This window comes from Stenotrophomonas sp. Bg11-02, assembly GCF_002836635.1.
Taxonomy (GTDB): domain Bacteria; phylum Pseudomonadota; class Gammaproteobacteria; order Xanthomonadales; family Xanthomonadaceae; genus Stenotrophomonas; species Stenotrophomonas lacuserhaii.
In genome coordinates this window covers 41,452-56,863 of record NZ_PJAY01000055.1, presented here as the reverse complement: position 1 = coordinate 56,863, position 15,412 = coordinate 41,452, and the positions used below count along the sequence as shown (strand labels likewise).

The window sequence follows — 15,412 nt, the reverse complement described above, 5'->3', positions numbered from 1 at the left end:
TGCTGGCCTGGCGGCCTGCGCCGGCGAGCGGTTTCATCTATCCCACGACAAGGGCAGCATCCGGCATCAGCATGCACTGGAGGGTGAGGTCGTGCGCGCCGCGCCTGCTGGCAACCTCGTCCATCCACGTACTGTCATCGTGATATTCAATCGCCGAGAGCAGTCCGTTCTGGCAATGCAGCACGGCACTGAGCGGCGTGAAGCCACCGGCGACGCTGACCGTCACCTCGGCCAACGTCACGCCATGCCCAGCGAGCGGCAGGGCAAGGCCGTTGTCTACCACTGGCTTGCCCCGCGACGTCTGGTGCAGGCGCATCGTGCGTCTTCCGGGCAGGCGTTCGATACCCGTAATGCAGAGGATCTGACCGGCCCAGCGGGTCGCCATTTCCGGGTTCAGCTGCGCCTGCACGCAGTGCACGATCAGCACTTCCAACCGACTCAAAGCGGCCTTGGGCGCAAACAGCCGCGAGAATATCGACATCATCCTTGTCTTCTCCTGCCTGGGTGGCCACACCGGCCACAGGCTCCATGTCACTACACCGGACCCCACCGTGAAAGTGTCAAATACGACGCGATGCGGTTCCGCCAAGGCGCGATGGTATATCGGCCCGTGATGCCTTGCTCCGTTCATCGTGGCCGACATGCTGGCGCTACGTTTGTGACCCAACGCGCGAGTACCGCTTCGCACGTGCGCCGCGCGGATGAGCGGCACCCGCCCTCTATATTTCGACAGCGTGCACTGCGGGCTGCGCGCACTCGGCATAAGGATAAGACTGGAGGTGATTTGAGCGTCGCTCCCTCTCATGCAGGATGTTGACGACAGCCCATCCGGTGCCCAGCCGGGAAGGCGTGCCCTCCGGCTGGCTTGACCTGCATAAGAGGGGCCTGTTCCACCACGCATGCTGCTTTGGCCGCCGACGCTTTTGACGGCGTACTGTCATCCAAACATGGGCTGGTACCAGAACATTCCCTTTTCCCTCAGCCAGGGAAATCTGACGCCATCGAAAATCGACAGCTGCGCCATGTCGATGCCGTAGCGGCTGAAAATTGAGATCAGCTCCATCAGGTCATCATCCCCAAGAGATGTCGCCACGCGCAAATATATTGAATCGCCCGAACCCTTGATCTCTTCAATCGCAGAAACGGATGCAAGCCAGGCAAACAGGTTTTCTTCGTCGCGAGGCGAGAAGAAAGTTAAATCAGCTATCGCTAATTGAACGACCCCACCCTTATCCATCTCAGACTCCGCATACTTTTTCCTATCCAACACGCTTGAGCCAAGCATCAGGAAACCCGGCCGGAGAGACGTCACATAGCCGCTATAAAAGTCGGATTCAACTTAGCTCACATCCATCCACCACGTAGTTCCATCTACCTCCTGCGTCAAGACAGCCATCTATATCCAACTGGCGGACCATCCAAAGCCCAGTAGATAAGATCACAAAAGCCAAGAGCACTAGCATTACCAGGCTTCTTTTACATGTCATCTCAGCACCGCTGCCGGCAATCCTGCGGGATGATAGACGGAGCATACATCGCTTCAGGAACCTGGTGTCGAGCGCACACGTCCATGCTCAGCCCCCTCACTCCTCGCTTGCCCCCGATTACAGCAACCTCGCCGTCCCTGAAAAACATCAAGCGTGCACCGTCTGAAGAGATCAGTGAAATCAGATCTCGCGATGCGCTTCCCTCTTAAGACCGCCCTGCCCCGCCGATTACATTCAGCACAGCCATACTGGCTCATCTGGCGACTTTCTCGTTGCAGTAACGAAGACTATCCACATCGGTCTCCCAGCAAGTTCCCGCATAAATCAGGGTTTCACGCCCTCGCGCTGATAGCTCAATATCATCTGAAACCCTTCCATTGCAAAATATCATCCTACGACCCATAGCGACGAATCTGTCGGATCGTAACGTCCAGTCATGGCGCCTTGCTAACATGGCGCCTTACTAAATCAATGAAATGTCTGGAGGCCACGTCGACTGTCAAGTCCGCCTTGGCTTCAGCCGTCCTCCCGATAAATGTTCCGCGCGATAACGCCTTCTGCGTTCGAACATCACTATTTTTCGGCAATTCCAAATCTTCGTTAGCCGCCCGTAATTCCATGCCGTTTGGTCGGCCAGACTAATCACCTCGAACCAAACTTTGTGTAACCAACCGCCAGCTCATCACGATAAATATACAGGCCAATGCCACAAGGGTAAATTTGGACTTCACCACCCATCTCCCCAAGCTTACGTCACCTCAAGGGACTCAGCAGGCGATAGCCCGCTCCCTAGTCCGACGCCAGCTCGGTCGAATTGTCGGCGTGCGGAGAATGATAGAAGCCCGCCGCCACCATTGAACCGCAGCAGTTTGGCGAGACGCGCTGGCCATTCTAATCGCCCCCATGCCCGAACACCTCCGTGTACCAAAATCCACTTGGATCCCTGAATCTCTTTGATATTTCTGGAACATCCAAACGCTTTAGCTCAGAAAACGGAATCAGATAGCGACGGAAAAGTGATATGAATTCAAGTGCGTCGTCAAACGTAAGCTCCCCCCTATCAATAACGGCGTATATGGCTCGCCCCTGACCAAATACGTCGCACACTGATCCAATACTTTTCAACCATGTGAAAAAGTAAAGCTCATCCTGAGAGGAATAGAACTTGACACCAGCCATCTCTATTTCGAGGTGCTCTTGGCCACTCATCGTCGTCTGCCTCCTGGGCATTCATTGTCGCGAGCCCCCACCCTTTTATCTTGCACGTCCTGGTGCGAGCCTCGGTGCGCTGAACCGCCCCACCCACTGGGAACCCCTACGTTACCATCCGCGTCCGCTCGTGTAAGAGTGCCCCTTCGGGCTACGGACCCCACTTCGGCCCGTCCTTCGGCGGACATGAACCTTTCGCGTACCTGGCAAAGCGGGAGCCGCCGCGCCACCCGGATAGATGACAGAAGCCAGTCGCTCCTCCTTGGTGTAGGTGTACCGCAAGGTCGTCGCCCCGTGGGTCACCTGACCGCAGCGGTCGTGGCAGTAGTTGATCATTCCATCAGAGATCGCCGAGGCTCTTGGGTTTGCCCAACCGCCTTGCACCCGCAAGCATCGTGCCGCTCTACGTCGCGAGCCGACTGGACTATCCGCAAACCACCAGAAGAGCTTTCCTATTCAGAACCAGCTCAAATTCATGCAAATCTGGAGCCATAACCATTACGTATACCGGCCCCGCATCATCACCACGCTCGTAAGCGAACAAAAACTTGTCTTTTCCATCGGTTCTCTCCTTACCGAGTAATTCGAATCCATCCGTTGCGGTTATACCCTCCTTGACAGCTCCATGTGAGAACCTTGGGTGCCCACCTATCTGAATTTCGGCCACTGAATCATTCACTTGGATGTTGCCCAAATCAAAGTCCGGCCCAGGCTCTTGAGGCTGAAACGTGACACCCGGCGGGAGTGACGCACAAACGTTGAATCTTTCGCTTAGAACGGTTGCCTCCTGCTCAGCCTGGCAGGCAGTAACCAAGACCATCGCAGCGAAAAACAAGAATTTAGTCGCAACCGCAGCCATGTCGAATCGCCTCGTTTCCAGCCGTCAAAATATCTTTAATGTTCTGCTCATTCACAGGAACGGTGAGATTTCTTCCCATAATCCCGGGCCCATAGTCTCCGAGGCCTAAGAGGTGGCCCGCCTCGTGCGCGAATGTAGCATCTCCCCACTGACCAGGCATATACCAATTGCCTTCATTCATATGGGGCAAATGAACGTTCGAAGGCTTATCGGCGACGCCAACAGAAATTCCGTTCGTAGTTCCTATGTGCCATGTAGAGATCGACTGAACCACTGTCTTGACGTCGTAAGGGCCGAACTTACCGCTCCAGGCGCTTTCGATCGCATTGGTGATGTGAGCAATCTGAGCTTGCGTAGCACCTTGGAAATTGATCGGAATAGCGATGCCAATGTTATCGCCCTTTTGGCACACGTATCCGATCAATCCCAGCGGGTCAATCGCGCTTACCGGATCCCGCCGACATAGGCATATGTATTCACTCCCGCCGCCAACCCAATCGGATCACTCTGTACATACCGCCCCACCCCAGCATCATAATCCCGCTGGTAGTTGTAGTTCAGCCCGCTCTCCGGCGTCGCCTGCTGCCCCGGGAAACGCAACGCGAAGCCGAACGCAATCCCATCACCATCCGGATCCTCGTTCGCAGCATCCGCACCAAACGCCTCACCCGTCAGCGCCCACTCCCACACAGGCACATTACGCGTCGCATCAATGATCACCCGCGGTGTACCCAGGTGATCCGGCTGCACGTAGCCCAGCACCGGCACACCCGCACTGGATTCACTGAACACCGCAATCGGATAGTTCTCCAGCCACACCACCTGTTGCTGTGGCACCCCGCTTGCGCTGTATTCGCCCAGCCACTGGCCTGATTCGTCGTACAGCGTCGAGGTGGTCTTGCCGCCCGCCTGCCGCAGCACGCGCTCGCCCCGGTGGTTATACCGGTAAATTCCCAGCGAAGTGCTCCCCTGCTTGACCTGTCCCAACCGGCCAGTGCTGTTGTAGGCGTAGGTCAGACCATTCATCTGCGTTGTGTTGCCCGCAGCGTCATAGGTCCTGGCCAGACCGCCCACGCTGGTCAGGCGATGGCTGGTAGCCGGATAGTGATACGCCAGCGTTCCGGCATCGCTGCCGGGCTGCGACCGGTTACCGGTCGCGTCCCAGCCATAGGTATGCGTCGGCATCCCCGCAGCATCCGCCGCCTGCAACAGGCGCCCCATTCCGTCGTAACCGTAGGTTGCGAGCACGCTTCCGGATGCACCGGCACGCAGCTGGGTAAGCGCCCCCACTGCGTCATATCCAAATCCGAGCTTGAGTCCACCGGTCGACGCATCGCTGACGCTGCTCACCCTGTAGTCCTGATCATGCGGACGGTTCACGCGACGTTCGTTTCCATAGGTCCAGCCGGTGATCGGACCGAATGGCGCATGACCCACCTGCTTGACCAGAAACTGTCGAGCCAAAGTTCCACGCTTCAGCCCTACCTGGGTGACGCGGCCCTGCGCATCCCGCATGTAGTCTGCCACCGCCCCACCGGGATAGATCACAGAGGCAAGCCGTCCCGCCTTGTCGTACGTGTACCGCAGGGTCGTTGCGACGTTGTTGATCGTCTGGATCTTACGGGTCACCTGACCGAAGCGGTCGTGGCAATACTGGCTAGATCCACCGGGGTGAACCACGCGCCCAACCCGGCCGATGGCGAAGCGCTCTGTCGCTGCGCATGCCGCCGGTGCGACGTCGTACTGCACCCCCACGTCTTGAGTGGGATCGGGATAGGCGATGGACGTAACGCGGTTCAACGCATCGTAGCCATAGGTCGCAGTGACGCCACGCGCATCAGTACGCGTCACCCTGTTACCTGCGGCATCGACGGTCATCGTGGCGTTCCCCGTGTCCGGGCTGGAAAGGACCAGCAGGTCACCGAAGCCGTTGTACTGATAGTTGGTATGCAGGCCCTTTGGACGCGCTCATTTGATGCGATCTTTCTCAGGGCAGAAGAAACGGCCGAAGATACATAGCGGCTGAATTCCATCAAAGCGACGGCGGTCGACACGTCAGCCCCCAACCTTTCAAGATGCGAGAAGAGTCTCGAAGCTCACGCCCGAGTGCCGACCCCAGAAACGCTTCCGCACCTCCAAGCCCCGTCCTTTTCACATGGCAACTCTGAGCGCGGGTAACACTCGTTGGCAACATTAAACACACTCTTACCGGCTTATTTGGCACTTTCCGCCTTACAGTAACGAGGACTATTTACGTCAGTTTCCCAGTACGTTCCCGCGTATATCAATGCTTCAGCCCCGCGTGCAGACAGCTCAATATCGTGTGCAAACCTGCCATCGCAGAAGATCATCCTCCGGCCCCTAGCGACGAATCGGTCAGATCGTAACGTCCATTCATTTCGCCTTGCCAAATCAAGGAAGTGCCTTGAGGCCACCTCGACCGTCAACGCCGTCTTGGCTTCAGCCGTCATGCCGATAAATGTTCCGCGGGACAACGCTCTCTGCGTTCGGGCATCACTATTCTGCGGGAATTTCAAACCCTCGTTAGCGGCCTTTAATTCCCCGTCGCTTGGTCGGCCAGACCAATCACCTCGAACCAGACTTCGCGTAACTGACAACCAACTTATCACAATAAAAGTACACACCAATGCAACTAGAACGAGTTTGGCTTTCACCACGAACCTCCCCAGCTTCCGTCACTTCGAGATACCTCACCAGGAGAGAACCCGCCACCTATTCCGACGCCCACCTCAGTCGAAGTTCCCGCGTTTGGAGAATAATTTAACCCTCCGCCCACGCCGCGATAACCGCCTGCACCCGAAATTCCGAACCCCCCGAGATGATCATCGACCTTGGCGCCCGTGGGAACTTCGCATTGATTGAGCCACCCAACACTCAGCGAAGCCTGCAGGCGCCCATTGGGAGAAGGATAAGGTCGACTTAGGCCCCCAGCCACAAATGTGTTCCCGCTTCGAGAAAAAGAGCGAGACGCGCCAAAAACATAGAATGACACACTAACCTTGACAAAATCAGGGGAGCGAATGTTGTGCCCTTGGCCCCACATTTTCATCTCGTTTGGACTCCCCACCACCTGTAGTCCGAGTGGATCAACCGATCGCAATGGATCACCCTCCACATACCCATATGTGCTAAGCCCGCCCAATAATCCAATCGGATCGCTCTGCACATACCGCCCCACCCCAGCATCATAATCCCGCTGATAGTTGTAGTTCAGCCCCGTCTCCGACGTAGCCTGCTGCCCCGGGAACCGCAACGCAAATCCAAACGCGACGCCGTCCCCATCCGGATCCTCATTCGCAGCATCCGCCCCGAACGCCTCACCCGTCAGCGCCCACTCCCACACAGCCACATTACGCGCCGCGTCGATGATCACCCGCGGTGTCCCCAGGTGATCCGGCTGCACGTAGCCCAGTGTCGGCACACCGGCAGTGGACTCACTGAACACCGCAATCGGATAGTTCTCCAGCCACACCACCTGTTGCAGTGGCACCCCGCTTGCACTGTATTCGCCCAGCCACTGGCCAGCCCTTGCTGACTTCCTGCGCGCGGGCCAGACCAGGCGCCAGAATGAGCATGAGCACCGCGGCCGCGCACATGCGCGGCACTGCCATTGAAAACGTCAACATCCTTGTCTCCATCCGTTGAGAACGTGGTGTCAGCCGCAACCGACGCGGCAGGCCGTGCGCCATCAGAACCCAGGAAGGAGGTGAATGTTTGTGCCCGGCGTCTCGGTTAGCGCATTGCAGGTTTGAGACAGCCGGTTGCCGGCTGACGCTGCTGCGCCCGCCTAGCATGGCGATGCCGGTCGTGCTGACCGGCACTCTGCGCCCGCCGAGAATGGCTCGGCGCTACCGGGCAAGGTCAGTGGACGGTGGTGTTTCCGCGCGGATCCAAGCGATCGATCACGCCCTGCATGGCACTGTCGAAGGCGCCGTCATCCACGTGCGGGCGCAGGCGGCCCAGGCGCACCATCACTGCCAGTTCTTCCGGCGATGCGACGCAGAAGCGTACGCCGCGCCGGTTGACGAACAGCAGGCGCTGCGAGATCGGGCTGATCCACGACAGCTTGCCGGCCTGCGCCTTGCCGTCCTTGTCGATGAAGTCCAGCCAGATACCAATCTCCATGCGACGGAATCGATCCGCGTCCGCATTGTCGAAATTGTCGTCTTCCACCGACGCGGTGACTTCCACCGATGCGGTATCCGAAGCCGGCGGGGCGGGCAGTACCACCTGCGGCAGCTCAGGCAGGGCGCGTTCCAGTTCCGGGCGCGACTCGGCGATGCTCTGCAGGGTGTCGTGCAACGCATCGACGGCGCGCGCGGCGCCATCACCGTGCACGCCGACGCTGGCGAACACGCGCCCCAAAGCCGGCTGCCAGGCCTGCAGCCACGGCTTGCCGACGATCTTGCGGCGCGCTTCGGCCACTTCGTCCAGCAGGCCATCGGCCAGGGTCAGGGCTTCGGTCACCGATGCGCCCTCCTCGCCTTCACGCAGCAGCGCCAGGGTCAGGTGGTGCTGCCACGGTTGGCGCAGAAACTCGGCAATCGCCTGCGGCAGGGTGGCGTCGGCAATGCGCCGGTCCAGTTCGGCACTGGCGCGGGCGCGGGCCATTTCCAGTTTTTCCTGGCCACGCTGCGTTTCCGCGGCGCGCCGCTCGGCGATTTCAATCCGGCGCCGATGCTGGGCCAGGAAATCGCGGAACTCTTCTTCCAGGGTCAGGAAGATGGCGAGGTTCTCATTGAACTCCGCCACCAGCCGTTCGATGATTTCTTCGACCTTGCCCATCAGCACGCGCTCGGCCTGGCTTTCGCCGGTGTTGCCTTCGCATGCTTCGGCCAGCGAATTGAGCAGCTTGCGGGCCGGATGGGTCTTCTGCACGAACATGCGGCGGTCCAGCATGGCGACCTTGACGAAGGGCACCACGAGCCGGCCGATCAACTCACGCGAACGGCCTTCCAGTTCACGCTCGTCCAGCATCACGTCGAACAGCATGCCGACCAGGTCGATGGCATCTTCGTCCTGCGGATCGAGCCGGGCCTGGCTGGGATCCACACCCAGCTGGGTGGCGTTGGACAGCACTTCGCTTTTCAGGCGCTGCGCCAGCGATTCACCGTCTTCGCCGATCGCAGCGCGCAGCGTGGCGCTCGGCGTGGCCTGCAGCAGCGACAGCACCGACATCATTTCGCGCTGGCTGAGCGGTCGCTGCTGACCCACCGCGACCTGCGCGGCGGACGTGGCGTCCTCGCGCACATGGCGGGTCTGCCGCAGCAGTTCGTGCAGCGCATCCAGCAGCATGCCCTGCTCACCGCCAGCACTGCCGTGGCCACCGTCATCACCGGGGTGGCCCTGCAGGTTGCCGCGCTGCTGGGCCCAGCGGTCGGTAAAGCGCTGTGCCCATGCCGGTGCGCCTTGGCTGCCATCGGCACCGTCGGCGCCGGGCGGATGACGCTGTTCCACCAGATCGTCGAGCATGCCCTGCGGCGGCGGGCTGGGGGCCCGTTGCGGGGCCGCGCGGCGCGGCGCGGAGACGTTCGGCAACACCCCGGCCTTGGCCAGGTGGTCGTCGATTTTTTCGTAGATCTTGCCGATCGGGGCGTGCAGGTCGCGCTCGCACAGCTTGATCAGCACCAGCCGCACTTCCGGGGCCAGCTCGCAGCCGGCGAAGGCTTCGTGGATGGCCACGCCCAGTTGTTCGGGGCTGATCGGGTTGGTGTCGGCGTCCAGTTCAAGCCCGCCGCCGATCCAGCCCAGGCGCAGGTCCAGCCGGCCCAGCACGGATTTGAAATCACGCAGCAGCAGCATCGCGAACTGGCGCACCGCCAGCCGCGATTCCAGTTCGTGCTCGCCGACCAGACTCAGGCCGTCGTCGCGGTGGCCGGAAAGCGTCGCTTCCGCCGAAAGCGGCGCGCCGCTTTCAAAGGCATCCCAGCTGCGCTGCAGGTGGGCGGAGAAACCGTCACTGATCTCCTGGCGGCGGCGACGCAGTTCACGCATGCCGTCCAGGAACAACAGCTGGGAGGCGCCTGCGGTAGCGGCGCGATCGAACAGCACGTCGTCAAACCGCGAAAGCACGGTCGTGAACGCAAGCGTGATGGCCGGCAATGCCGCCTCACGGACCAGCATGAGCTGGGACGCGTCGCGTCCCGGCGCTCCCATCGGACTGGGCGTCACCATGCGAGAAGGCTCCCCACCTTCGCAGAATCTCGATACGACAACGATGACATGACTGCCCGCGCCTCCCCAGCGCCAGCAGATCGATGGTAGGCCGTCCACGCCACTGCGGACAGTGAAACAGTCCTCACTTCCGCACCCCATGACCAGACGACCGGCAAGGTACGTATCGTAAGCGCTGCGGGGCCTGCAGCGCGAGCGCTGCAACACGCTCGGCGCACGGCGGGGGCATGATGGACATCACAGTTGTCGCTGGGGGGAAATAAACGGGCCGGCGGCCCGTCCGGCCTCGAACTATACCGCCGCGAGGGTGATGAACCGTTCATCTACAGCGTGAAGACAGTTCGCACTTTGGCGGTTCACGCTGGCGGACATCACGGGGACTCAGCGGGGCGCCAGATGGCGCTCGCTATACTGGCGTTCCGCTCCGAACGGATGGTTCCCCCGCATGTCTGAACCTGCTGCCCTGCTCGCCCTCGACGCCCGCCGTTCCGTGCCTTCGCGGCAGCTGGGCGAGCCCGGTCCGGACGCCGCCACCCTGCTGCGCATGCTGGAATCGGCCGTGCGTGTGCCTGACCACGGCAAGCGGGTGCCGTTCCGTTTCCTGAAAATCAGCGGGGATGCCCGTCATGCCCTCGGCGCCTTCCTGGCCGAGCGTGCCCTGCAGCGCGATCCGGACATTTCCGCCGCGCAGCTGGACAAGGATCGCCAGCGCTTCTCGCACGCGCCGCTGGTGATCACCGTGGTGGCCAGCCTCAAGCCGGACGCCAAGGTGCCCGAGCAGGAGCAACTGATGACCGCCGGCTGCGTCTGTTTCGCATTGCTGCAGGCCGCCCAGGCGTACGGCTTCGGCGCGCAGTGGCTGACTGCCTGGATGGCCTTCGACCCGGCAGTGCGCGCCCATCTGGGCCTGGCCGAAGGGGAACAGATCGCCGGTTTCATCCACATCGGCACCCCGAAGACTCCCGTGCCGGAACGCGACCGGCCCGATGCCGCCGCGCTGCTGCAGGACTGGACGGGCACGGCGTGAGCGCAAGGGTGGACCCGCTGGACGCGCTGGATCCGATGGCCGAAGGCATCGCGCAGGCGCTTGCCACTGAAGCCGCTGCACGCCCGCCGTTGTACCTGGTGGATGCCAGCATCTATATCTTCCGCGCGTGGCACTCGCTGCCCGACCAGTTCCAGGACGCGCAGGGCTGGCCGACCAACGCGGTGCACGGCTTCGCCCGGTTCCTGCTGGAGCTGCTGGAGCGCCAGCGCCCGCAGCACATCGCCATCGCCTTCGACGAGGCGCTGGACAGCTGCTATCGCAACCGCCTGTACCCGGCCTACAAGGCCAACCGCGATCCGGCGCCGGAGGAACTGCGGCGCCAGTTCGTCCACTGCAAGGCGCTGTGCGCCGCGCTCGGGCTGGCGGTCATGGGCCACCACGATTACGAAGCCGATGACCTGATCGGCAGCGCCCTGCACGCGCACCGCGCCAGCCACCGCGGCATCATCATCTCCGCCGACAAGGACCTGTCGCAGCTGCTGCTGCAGCATGACGAACAGTGGGATTTCGCCCGCAACGTGCGTTGGGACATGCACGGGGTGAAGGGCCGGCTCGGCGTGCACGCGCACCAGGTCGCCGATTTCCTCGCGCTGTGCGGCGATGCGGTGGACAACATCCCCGGCATCACCGGCGTGGGCAGCAAGTCCGCCGCCGTGCTGCTGGCCCACTTCGGCAGCCTGGACGCGTTGTACGAACGCCTGGACGAAGTGCCGTTCCTGCGCCTGCGCGGTGCAAGCCAGATGGCAGTGCGGCTGCGCGAACAGCGCGAGCACGCCCTGCTGTGGCGCGAGCTGACCACCATCGCATTGAATGCACCGCTGGATGGCACCGTTGCCGGCATGCCGCGCGGCCATGCCGACGGCGAACTGTTGGAAGGCCTGTGCAGCACCCTGCGCTTCGGCCCGCTGACCCGCCGCCGGCTGTTCGCCGCGGCCGGCCTGGCCGACGCCTCCGCACCTTCTCCTTATCCTCCATCGAGCGAGTTCGCATGAGCCAGCGTAACAACGAAGCCCCGCGTGTCGTCTTCGAAGGCAAGTTCCAGCGCATGGTCGTGCGCGGCACCTGGGAATACAGCGAACGCACCCATGCCGGTGGACTGGCGGCGATCATCATCGCGGTCACTCCGCAGGACAACGTGCTGTTCGTGGAACAGTTCCGCGTACCCCTGCAGGCCAAAACGATCGAGATGCCGGCCGGACTGGTCGGCGACATCGACGCCGGCGAATCCATCGAGATGTCCGCCGTGCGCGAACTGGAAGAAGAAACCGGCTGGACCGCTGAACAGGCCGAGGTGTTGATGATCGGCCCGACGTCTTCCGGTGCCAGCAGCGAAAAGATCGCCTTCGTGCGCGCCACCGGTCTGAGCCGGGTCGGCGCCGGCGGTGGTGATGACAGCGAAGACATCACCGTGCACGAGGTACCGCGTGCGCAGGCAGCGGCATGGCTGGTGCAGAAGATCGCCGAAGGTTACGAGCTGGACGCCAAACTGTGGGCCGGGCTGTGGATGATCGAACACCACCTGGACGGCACCCCGCGTGGCTGATGCCGGAGCAGGCGTGTCGTCGGCGCTGCTGGAAGCGGATGACCCTGCGGTGTACACGATCCATCGGCCGCAGGGCGCATCGCCGTTCCTGCTGCTGGCCGACCACGCCGGGCAGCAGGTACCACGCTCGCTGGGCACGCTCGGGTTGCCGCAGGCGCAGCTGGACCGGCACATCGGCTGGGATATCGGCATTGCCGGCACCACCCGCGCGCTGGCGCAGCGGCTGGATGCCTGGGCCATCGAACAGACGTATTCGCGGCTGCTGATTGACTGCAACCGGCCGCTGGCATCGCCCACGCTGATCCCCGAAACCAGCGATGGCACCATGGTGCCGGGCAACGCGACGTTGACGGCTGCACAGCGGCAGCAACGCATCGATGCCATCCATGCGCCGTACCACGCACGCATCAACGCGGAACTGGATGCACGCCGCGATGCCGCGCGCCCGACCCTGCTGGTGATGATGCACAGCTTCACCCCGGTGATGAACGGCGTGCAACGCCCTTGGCATGCCGGCGTGCTGTACCACCAGGACACGCGCTTCGCGCATCCGCTGCTGCGCGCACTGGAGGAGGAAGGCGACCTGGTGGTCGGTGACAACCAACCGTACTCGGTTACCCCGAGCAGTGATTATGCGGTGCCCGTGCACGGGGAAGGCCGCGGCCTGGTGCATGTGGAACTGGAGATCCGCCAGGACCTGATCGCCGATGAAGCCGGCCAGCAGGCCTGGGCGGAACGGCTGGCGCGACTTTTCAACAGCCTGCAGGCAGAGCTGCTGCAACGGTAGGCACTGGCCTCTGCACTTGGTGGGTGACGACCGTTGGTCGTCACGCGCTTCTGCCAATGAAAGCGTGACGACCAACGGTCGTCACCCACCGGGGCAGGTTCAGCCACCGGGGCAGGTTCACCCACCGGGGCAGGTTCACGCCGCTGGCTCAGGCGAACGAATCGGTCGCGCGCACCAGCGCGTCCACGTTCTCGGCTTCGAACGCCGAATGGCCCGATGCGGGGCTGATCTGCAGCTTCGCCTTCGGCCAGGCCTTGCTCAGCTCCCAGGCGTTGGCCAGCGGGCACACCACGTCGTAGCGGCCGTGCACGATCACGCCGGGGATGTCGGCGATGCGGTGCGCATCACGCAGCAGCTGCTCTTCCACCTCGAAGAAGCCGCCGTTGACGAAGTAGTGGTTTTCGATGCGCGCGAAGGCCAGCGCGAACTGCGGGTCCTCATGGCTGTTGACGAAATCATCGTCCACGTGCAGGAAGCTGGTCGCCCCTTCCCACACGCTCCAGGCCTTGGCCGCAGCCAGCCGGGTGGCTTCGTCTTCGCTGGTCAGGCGACGATGGAACGCGGAGATCAGGTCATGCCGCTCGACGGCCGGGATCGGCTTGAGGTAATGCTCCCACGCATCGGGGAACAGGCGGTTGGCGCCTTCCTGGTAGAACCATTCCAGTTCCCAGCGGCGCAGCATGAAGATGCCGCGCAGCACAAGTTCGGTCACCTTCTCGGGGTGCGTCTGCGCATAGGCCAGCGCCAGCGTGGAACCCCAGCTGCCACCGAATACCTGCCAGCGTTCAACGGAAAGATGCTCGCGCAGTTTCTCGATATCAGCCACCAGGTCCCAGGTGGTGTTGTCCACCAGGTCTGCGTGCGGGGTGGAACGTCCGGCACCGCGCTGGTCGAACAGGATGATGCGGTACTTCGCCGGGTCGTGGAACTGGCGCATCTTGTCGCTGCAGCCGCCGCCCGGCCCGCCATGCAGCATCACCACCGGCTTGCCGTCCGGGTTGCCGCACTGTTCGAAATACAGCGTGTGGCGGTCGTCGACCTTCAGGGTGCCGACGTCGTAGGGGGTGATGGCGGGGTACAGCGTACGCATGCTTGCAGCTCCGTAGTGATGCCCCGCGCGCGGCAGGACAGAGCGCCCATTCTAGGCCGGTCGCCGGCCCAGCGTGGCCCGGTCGCGCTGCTCCAGGTCCTGTACCGTTTGCACTTCATCCAGGCCGGCCTGTTGCAGCAGCGCGCGGATCGCCGCGCCCTGGTCCCAGCCATGTTCCAGCAGCAGCCAGCCACCGGGCAGCAGGTGGGCGCGTGCCCCATCGGCGATCAGGCGGATGTCGTCCAGCCCGTCCTGCCCGGACGCGAGCGCGGTGGATGGCTCAAAGCGCAGGTCGCCACGTGCAAGGTGCGGATCGTCGCTGGCGATGTAGGGCGGATTGCTGGCGATCAGGTCAAAACGTTGCCCCTGCAGCGGCGCATGCCAGGACCCCTGCGCGAAGGCGACGTTGGACACCGCGTTGCGCGCCGCATTGCGCTTGGCCACCGCCAGCGCCTCGCCACTGAAATCGGTCGCCAGCACCTGTGCAAGGGGGCGTTCACTGGCCAGCGCCAGTGCAATGGCGCCGCTGCCGGTGCCGAGGTCGGCGATCGTGCAGGGGCGATCGGCAGGCAGCCGCGCCAGCGCCTGTTCCACCAGCAGCTCGGTCTCCGGCCGCGGGATCAGGGTGGCCGGGCTGACCTCCAGCGGCAGCGTCCAGAAGCCCCACTGGCCCGTGATGTAGGCCACCGGTTCGCCTGCCGCGCGACGCGCCAGCAGCGCATGGAAACTGTCGCGATCGGCCAGGCCGACCGGATCCGTGGCATGGGCGAACAGCCAGCTGCGCGGACGCTGCAGCGCATGCAACAGCAGCAGTTCGGCCTCGTGCCGCGCCTCTGGACCGCGCAGCTTGGCCGCGGCTTCAGCCAGCAGGTCGCGTAACAGCATGTCGGGGCGCGCACTCATGGTCAGGACCTTGCATGGGGGCGGCAGCTTAGCCCAAGGCGTCGCAACGAGGCCGTGCCGCAGCGACATCACGGCACCGGAGCTGATGCACGTTGTTCAGGTCCACCCCCGTGTGATATTGGCCGAGGCTATCACGCAACTGCCCAGGAAACCCCGCAAGTCATTGAATCATAATACAAACAGCGGGCGCATTGAGTCCCTGCGCTCACTGACTCAGCCGATTATCAATAGTCAAAGCCTATTGGATAGATGCAATCAATGGATTGTCCTTATCGGATAGGAGTCGTTATT

General features: G+C 62.5%; 13 protein-coding genes and 1 pseudogene. 4 read left to right on the top strand and 10 right to left on the bottom strand.

Annotated features, from left to right (window positions below; genetic code table 11):
* Nucleotides 1-37: 37 nt before the first annotated feature.
* From CXG43_RS08805 to CXG43_RS08775, 8 genes and pseudogenes are all read right to left on the bottom strand, one after another.
* The gene (locus CXG43_RS08805; RefSeq protein WP_101099629.1) at nt 38-484 is read right to left on the bottom strand and encodes a hypothetical protein; all 447 of its coding nucleotides are present in this window, start codon (nt 482-484) and stop codon (nt 38-40) included.
* A gap of 453 nt (nt 485-937) precedes the next feature.
* Nucleotides 938-1,237, bottom strand: a complete 300-nt coding sequence (locus tag CXG43_RS08800; protein WP_157825189.1) for a hypothetical protein — start codon at nt 1,235-1,237, stop codon at nt 938-940.
* A 1,141-nt stretch (nt 1,238-2,378) separates the two neighbouring features.
* Complete coding sequence (locus CXG43_RS19425; protein ID WP_101116323.1) at nt 2,379-2,696, bottom strand: hypothetical protein; 318 nt, start codon at nt 2,694-2,696, stop codon at nt 2,379-2,381.
* A gap of 424 nt (nt 2,697-3,120) precedes the next feature.
* Nucleotides 3,121-3,555 carry a hypothetical protein gene (locus CXG43_RS08790; protein ID WP_101099626.1) on the bottom strand — a complete coding sequence of 145 codons (435 nt, stop codon included), beginning with the start codon at nt 3,553-3,555 and terminating at the stop codon, nt 3,121-3,123.
* Entirely contained in the window at nt 3,536-3,979 is a 444-nt protein-coding gene (locus CXG43_RS19420; protein WP_157825190.1) for a hypothetical protein, read from the bottom strand. The genes CXG43_RS08790 and CXG43_RS19420 overlap by 20 nt, the downstream gene beginning before the upstream one ends.
* 20 nt (nt 3,980-3,999) lie before the next feature.
* Nucleotides 4,000-5,433 (bottom strand): RHS repeat-associated core domain-containing protein, encoded by a 1,434-nt coding sequence (locus CXG43_RS08785; protein WP_332870933.1) that lies wholly within the window; start codon nt 5,431-5,433, stop codon nt 4,000-4,002.
* Nucleotides 5,434-6,649: 1,216 nt separating this feature from the next.
* Nucleotides 6,650-7,102 (bottom strand): annotated as a pseudogene (locus CXG43_RS19415) (RHS repeat-associated core domain-containing protein); the annotation flags it as partial.
* Between the two features lie 335 nt (nt 7,103-7,437).
* On the bottom strand, nt 7,438-9,732 hold the full coding sequence (locus CXG43_RS08775; protein ID WP_101099653.1) for a DUF1631 domain-containing protein: 2,295 nt from the start codon (nt 9,730-9,732) through the stop codon (nt 7,438-7,440).
* A 463-nt stretch (nt 9,733-10,195) separates the two neighbouring features.
* Here CXG43_RS08775 and CXG43_RS08770 point away from each other — a divergent pair, with 463 nt between their 5' ends.
* Genes CXG43_RS08770 through CXG43_RS08755 form a run of 4 tightly spaced genes read left to right on the top strand, consistent with a single transcriptional unit; the run spans nt 10,196 to nt 13,128 of the window.
* Nucleotides 10,196-10,777 carry a nitroreductase gene (locus tag CXG43_RS08770; RefSeq protein ID WP_101099624.1) on the top strand — a complete coding sequence of 194 codons (582 nt, stop codon included), beginning with the start codon at nt 10,196-10,198 and terminating at the stop codon, nt 10,775-10,777.
* A 35-nt stretch (nt 10,778-10,812) separates the two neighbouring features.
* Entirely contained in the window at nt 10,813-11,790 is a 978-nt protein-coding gene (locus CXG43_RS08765; RefSeq protein WP_101099652.1) for a 5'-3' exonuclease H3TH domain-containing protein, read from the top strand.
* A complete protein-coding gene (locus CXG43_RS08760; protein WP_101099623.1) occupies nt 11,787-12,341 on the top strand; it encodes an NUDIX hydrolase in 555 nt (184 codons plus the stop codon). Before CXG43_RS08765 ends, CXG43_RS08760 begins: the two co-directional genes overlap by 4 nt.
* Complete coding sequence (locus tag CXG43_RS08755; protein WP_101099622.1) at nt 12,334-13,128, top strand: N-formylglutamate amidohydrolase; 795 nt, start codon at nt 12,334-12,336, stop codon at nt 13,126-13,128. Before CXG43_RS08760 ends, CXG43_RS08755 begins: the two co-directional genes overlap by 8 nt.
* A 148-nt stretch (nt 13,129-13,276) precedes the next feature.
* Here CXG43_RS08755 and pip read toward each other — a convergent pair whose 3' ends face one another.
* Both pip and prmC read right to left on the bottom strand, forming a co-directional pair.
* Entirely contained in the window at nt 13,277-14,218 is a 942-nt protein-coding gene (gene pip / locus CXG43_RS08750; RefSeq protein ID WP_101099621.1) for a prolyl aminopeptidase, read from the bottom strand.
* 51 nt (nt 14,219-14,269) lie between these two features.
* Nucleotides 14,270-15,121: a peptide chain release factor N(5)-glutamine methyltransferase gene (gene prmC / locus CXG43_RS08745; RefSeq protein WP_101099620.1), complete on the bottom strand. Its 852-nt coding sequence runs from the start codon at nt 15,119-15,121 to the stop codon at nt 14,270-14,272.
* Nucleotides 15,122-15,412: the final 291 nt, after the last annotated feature.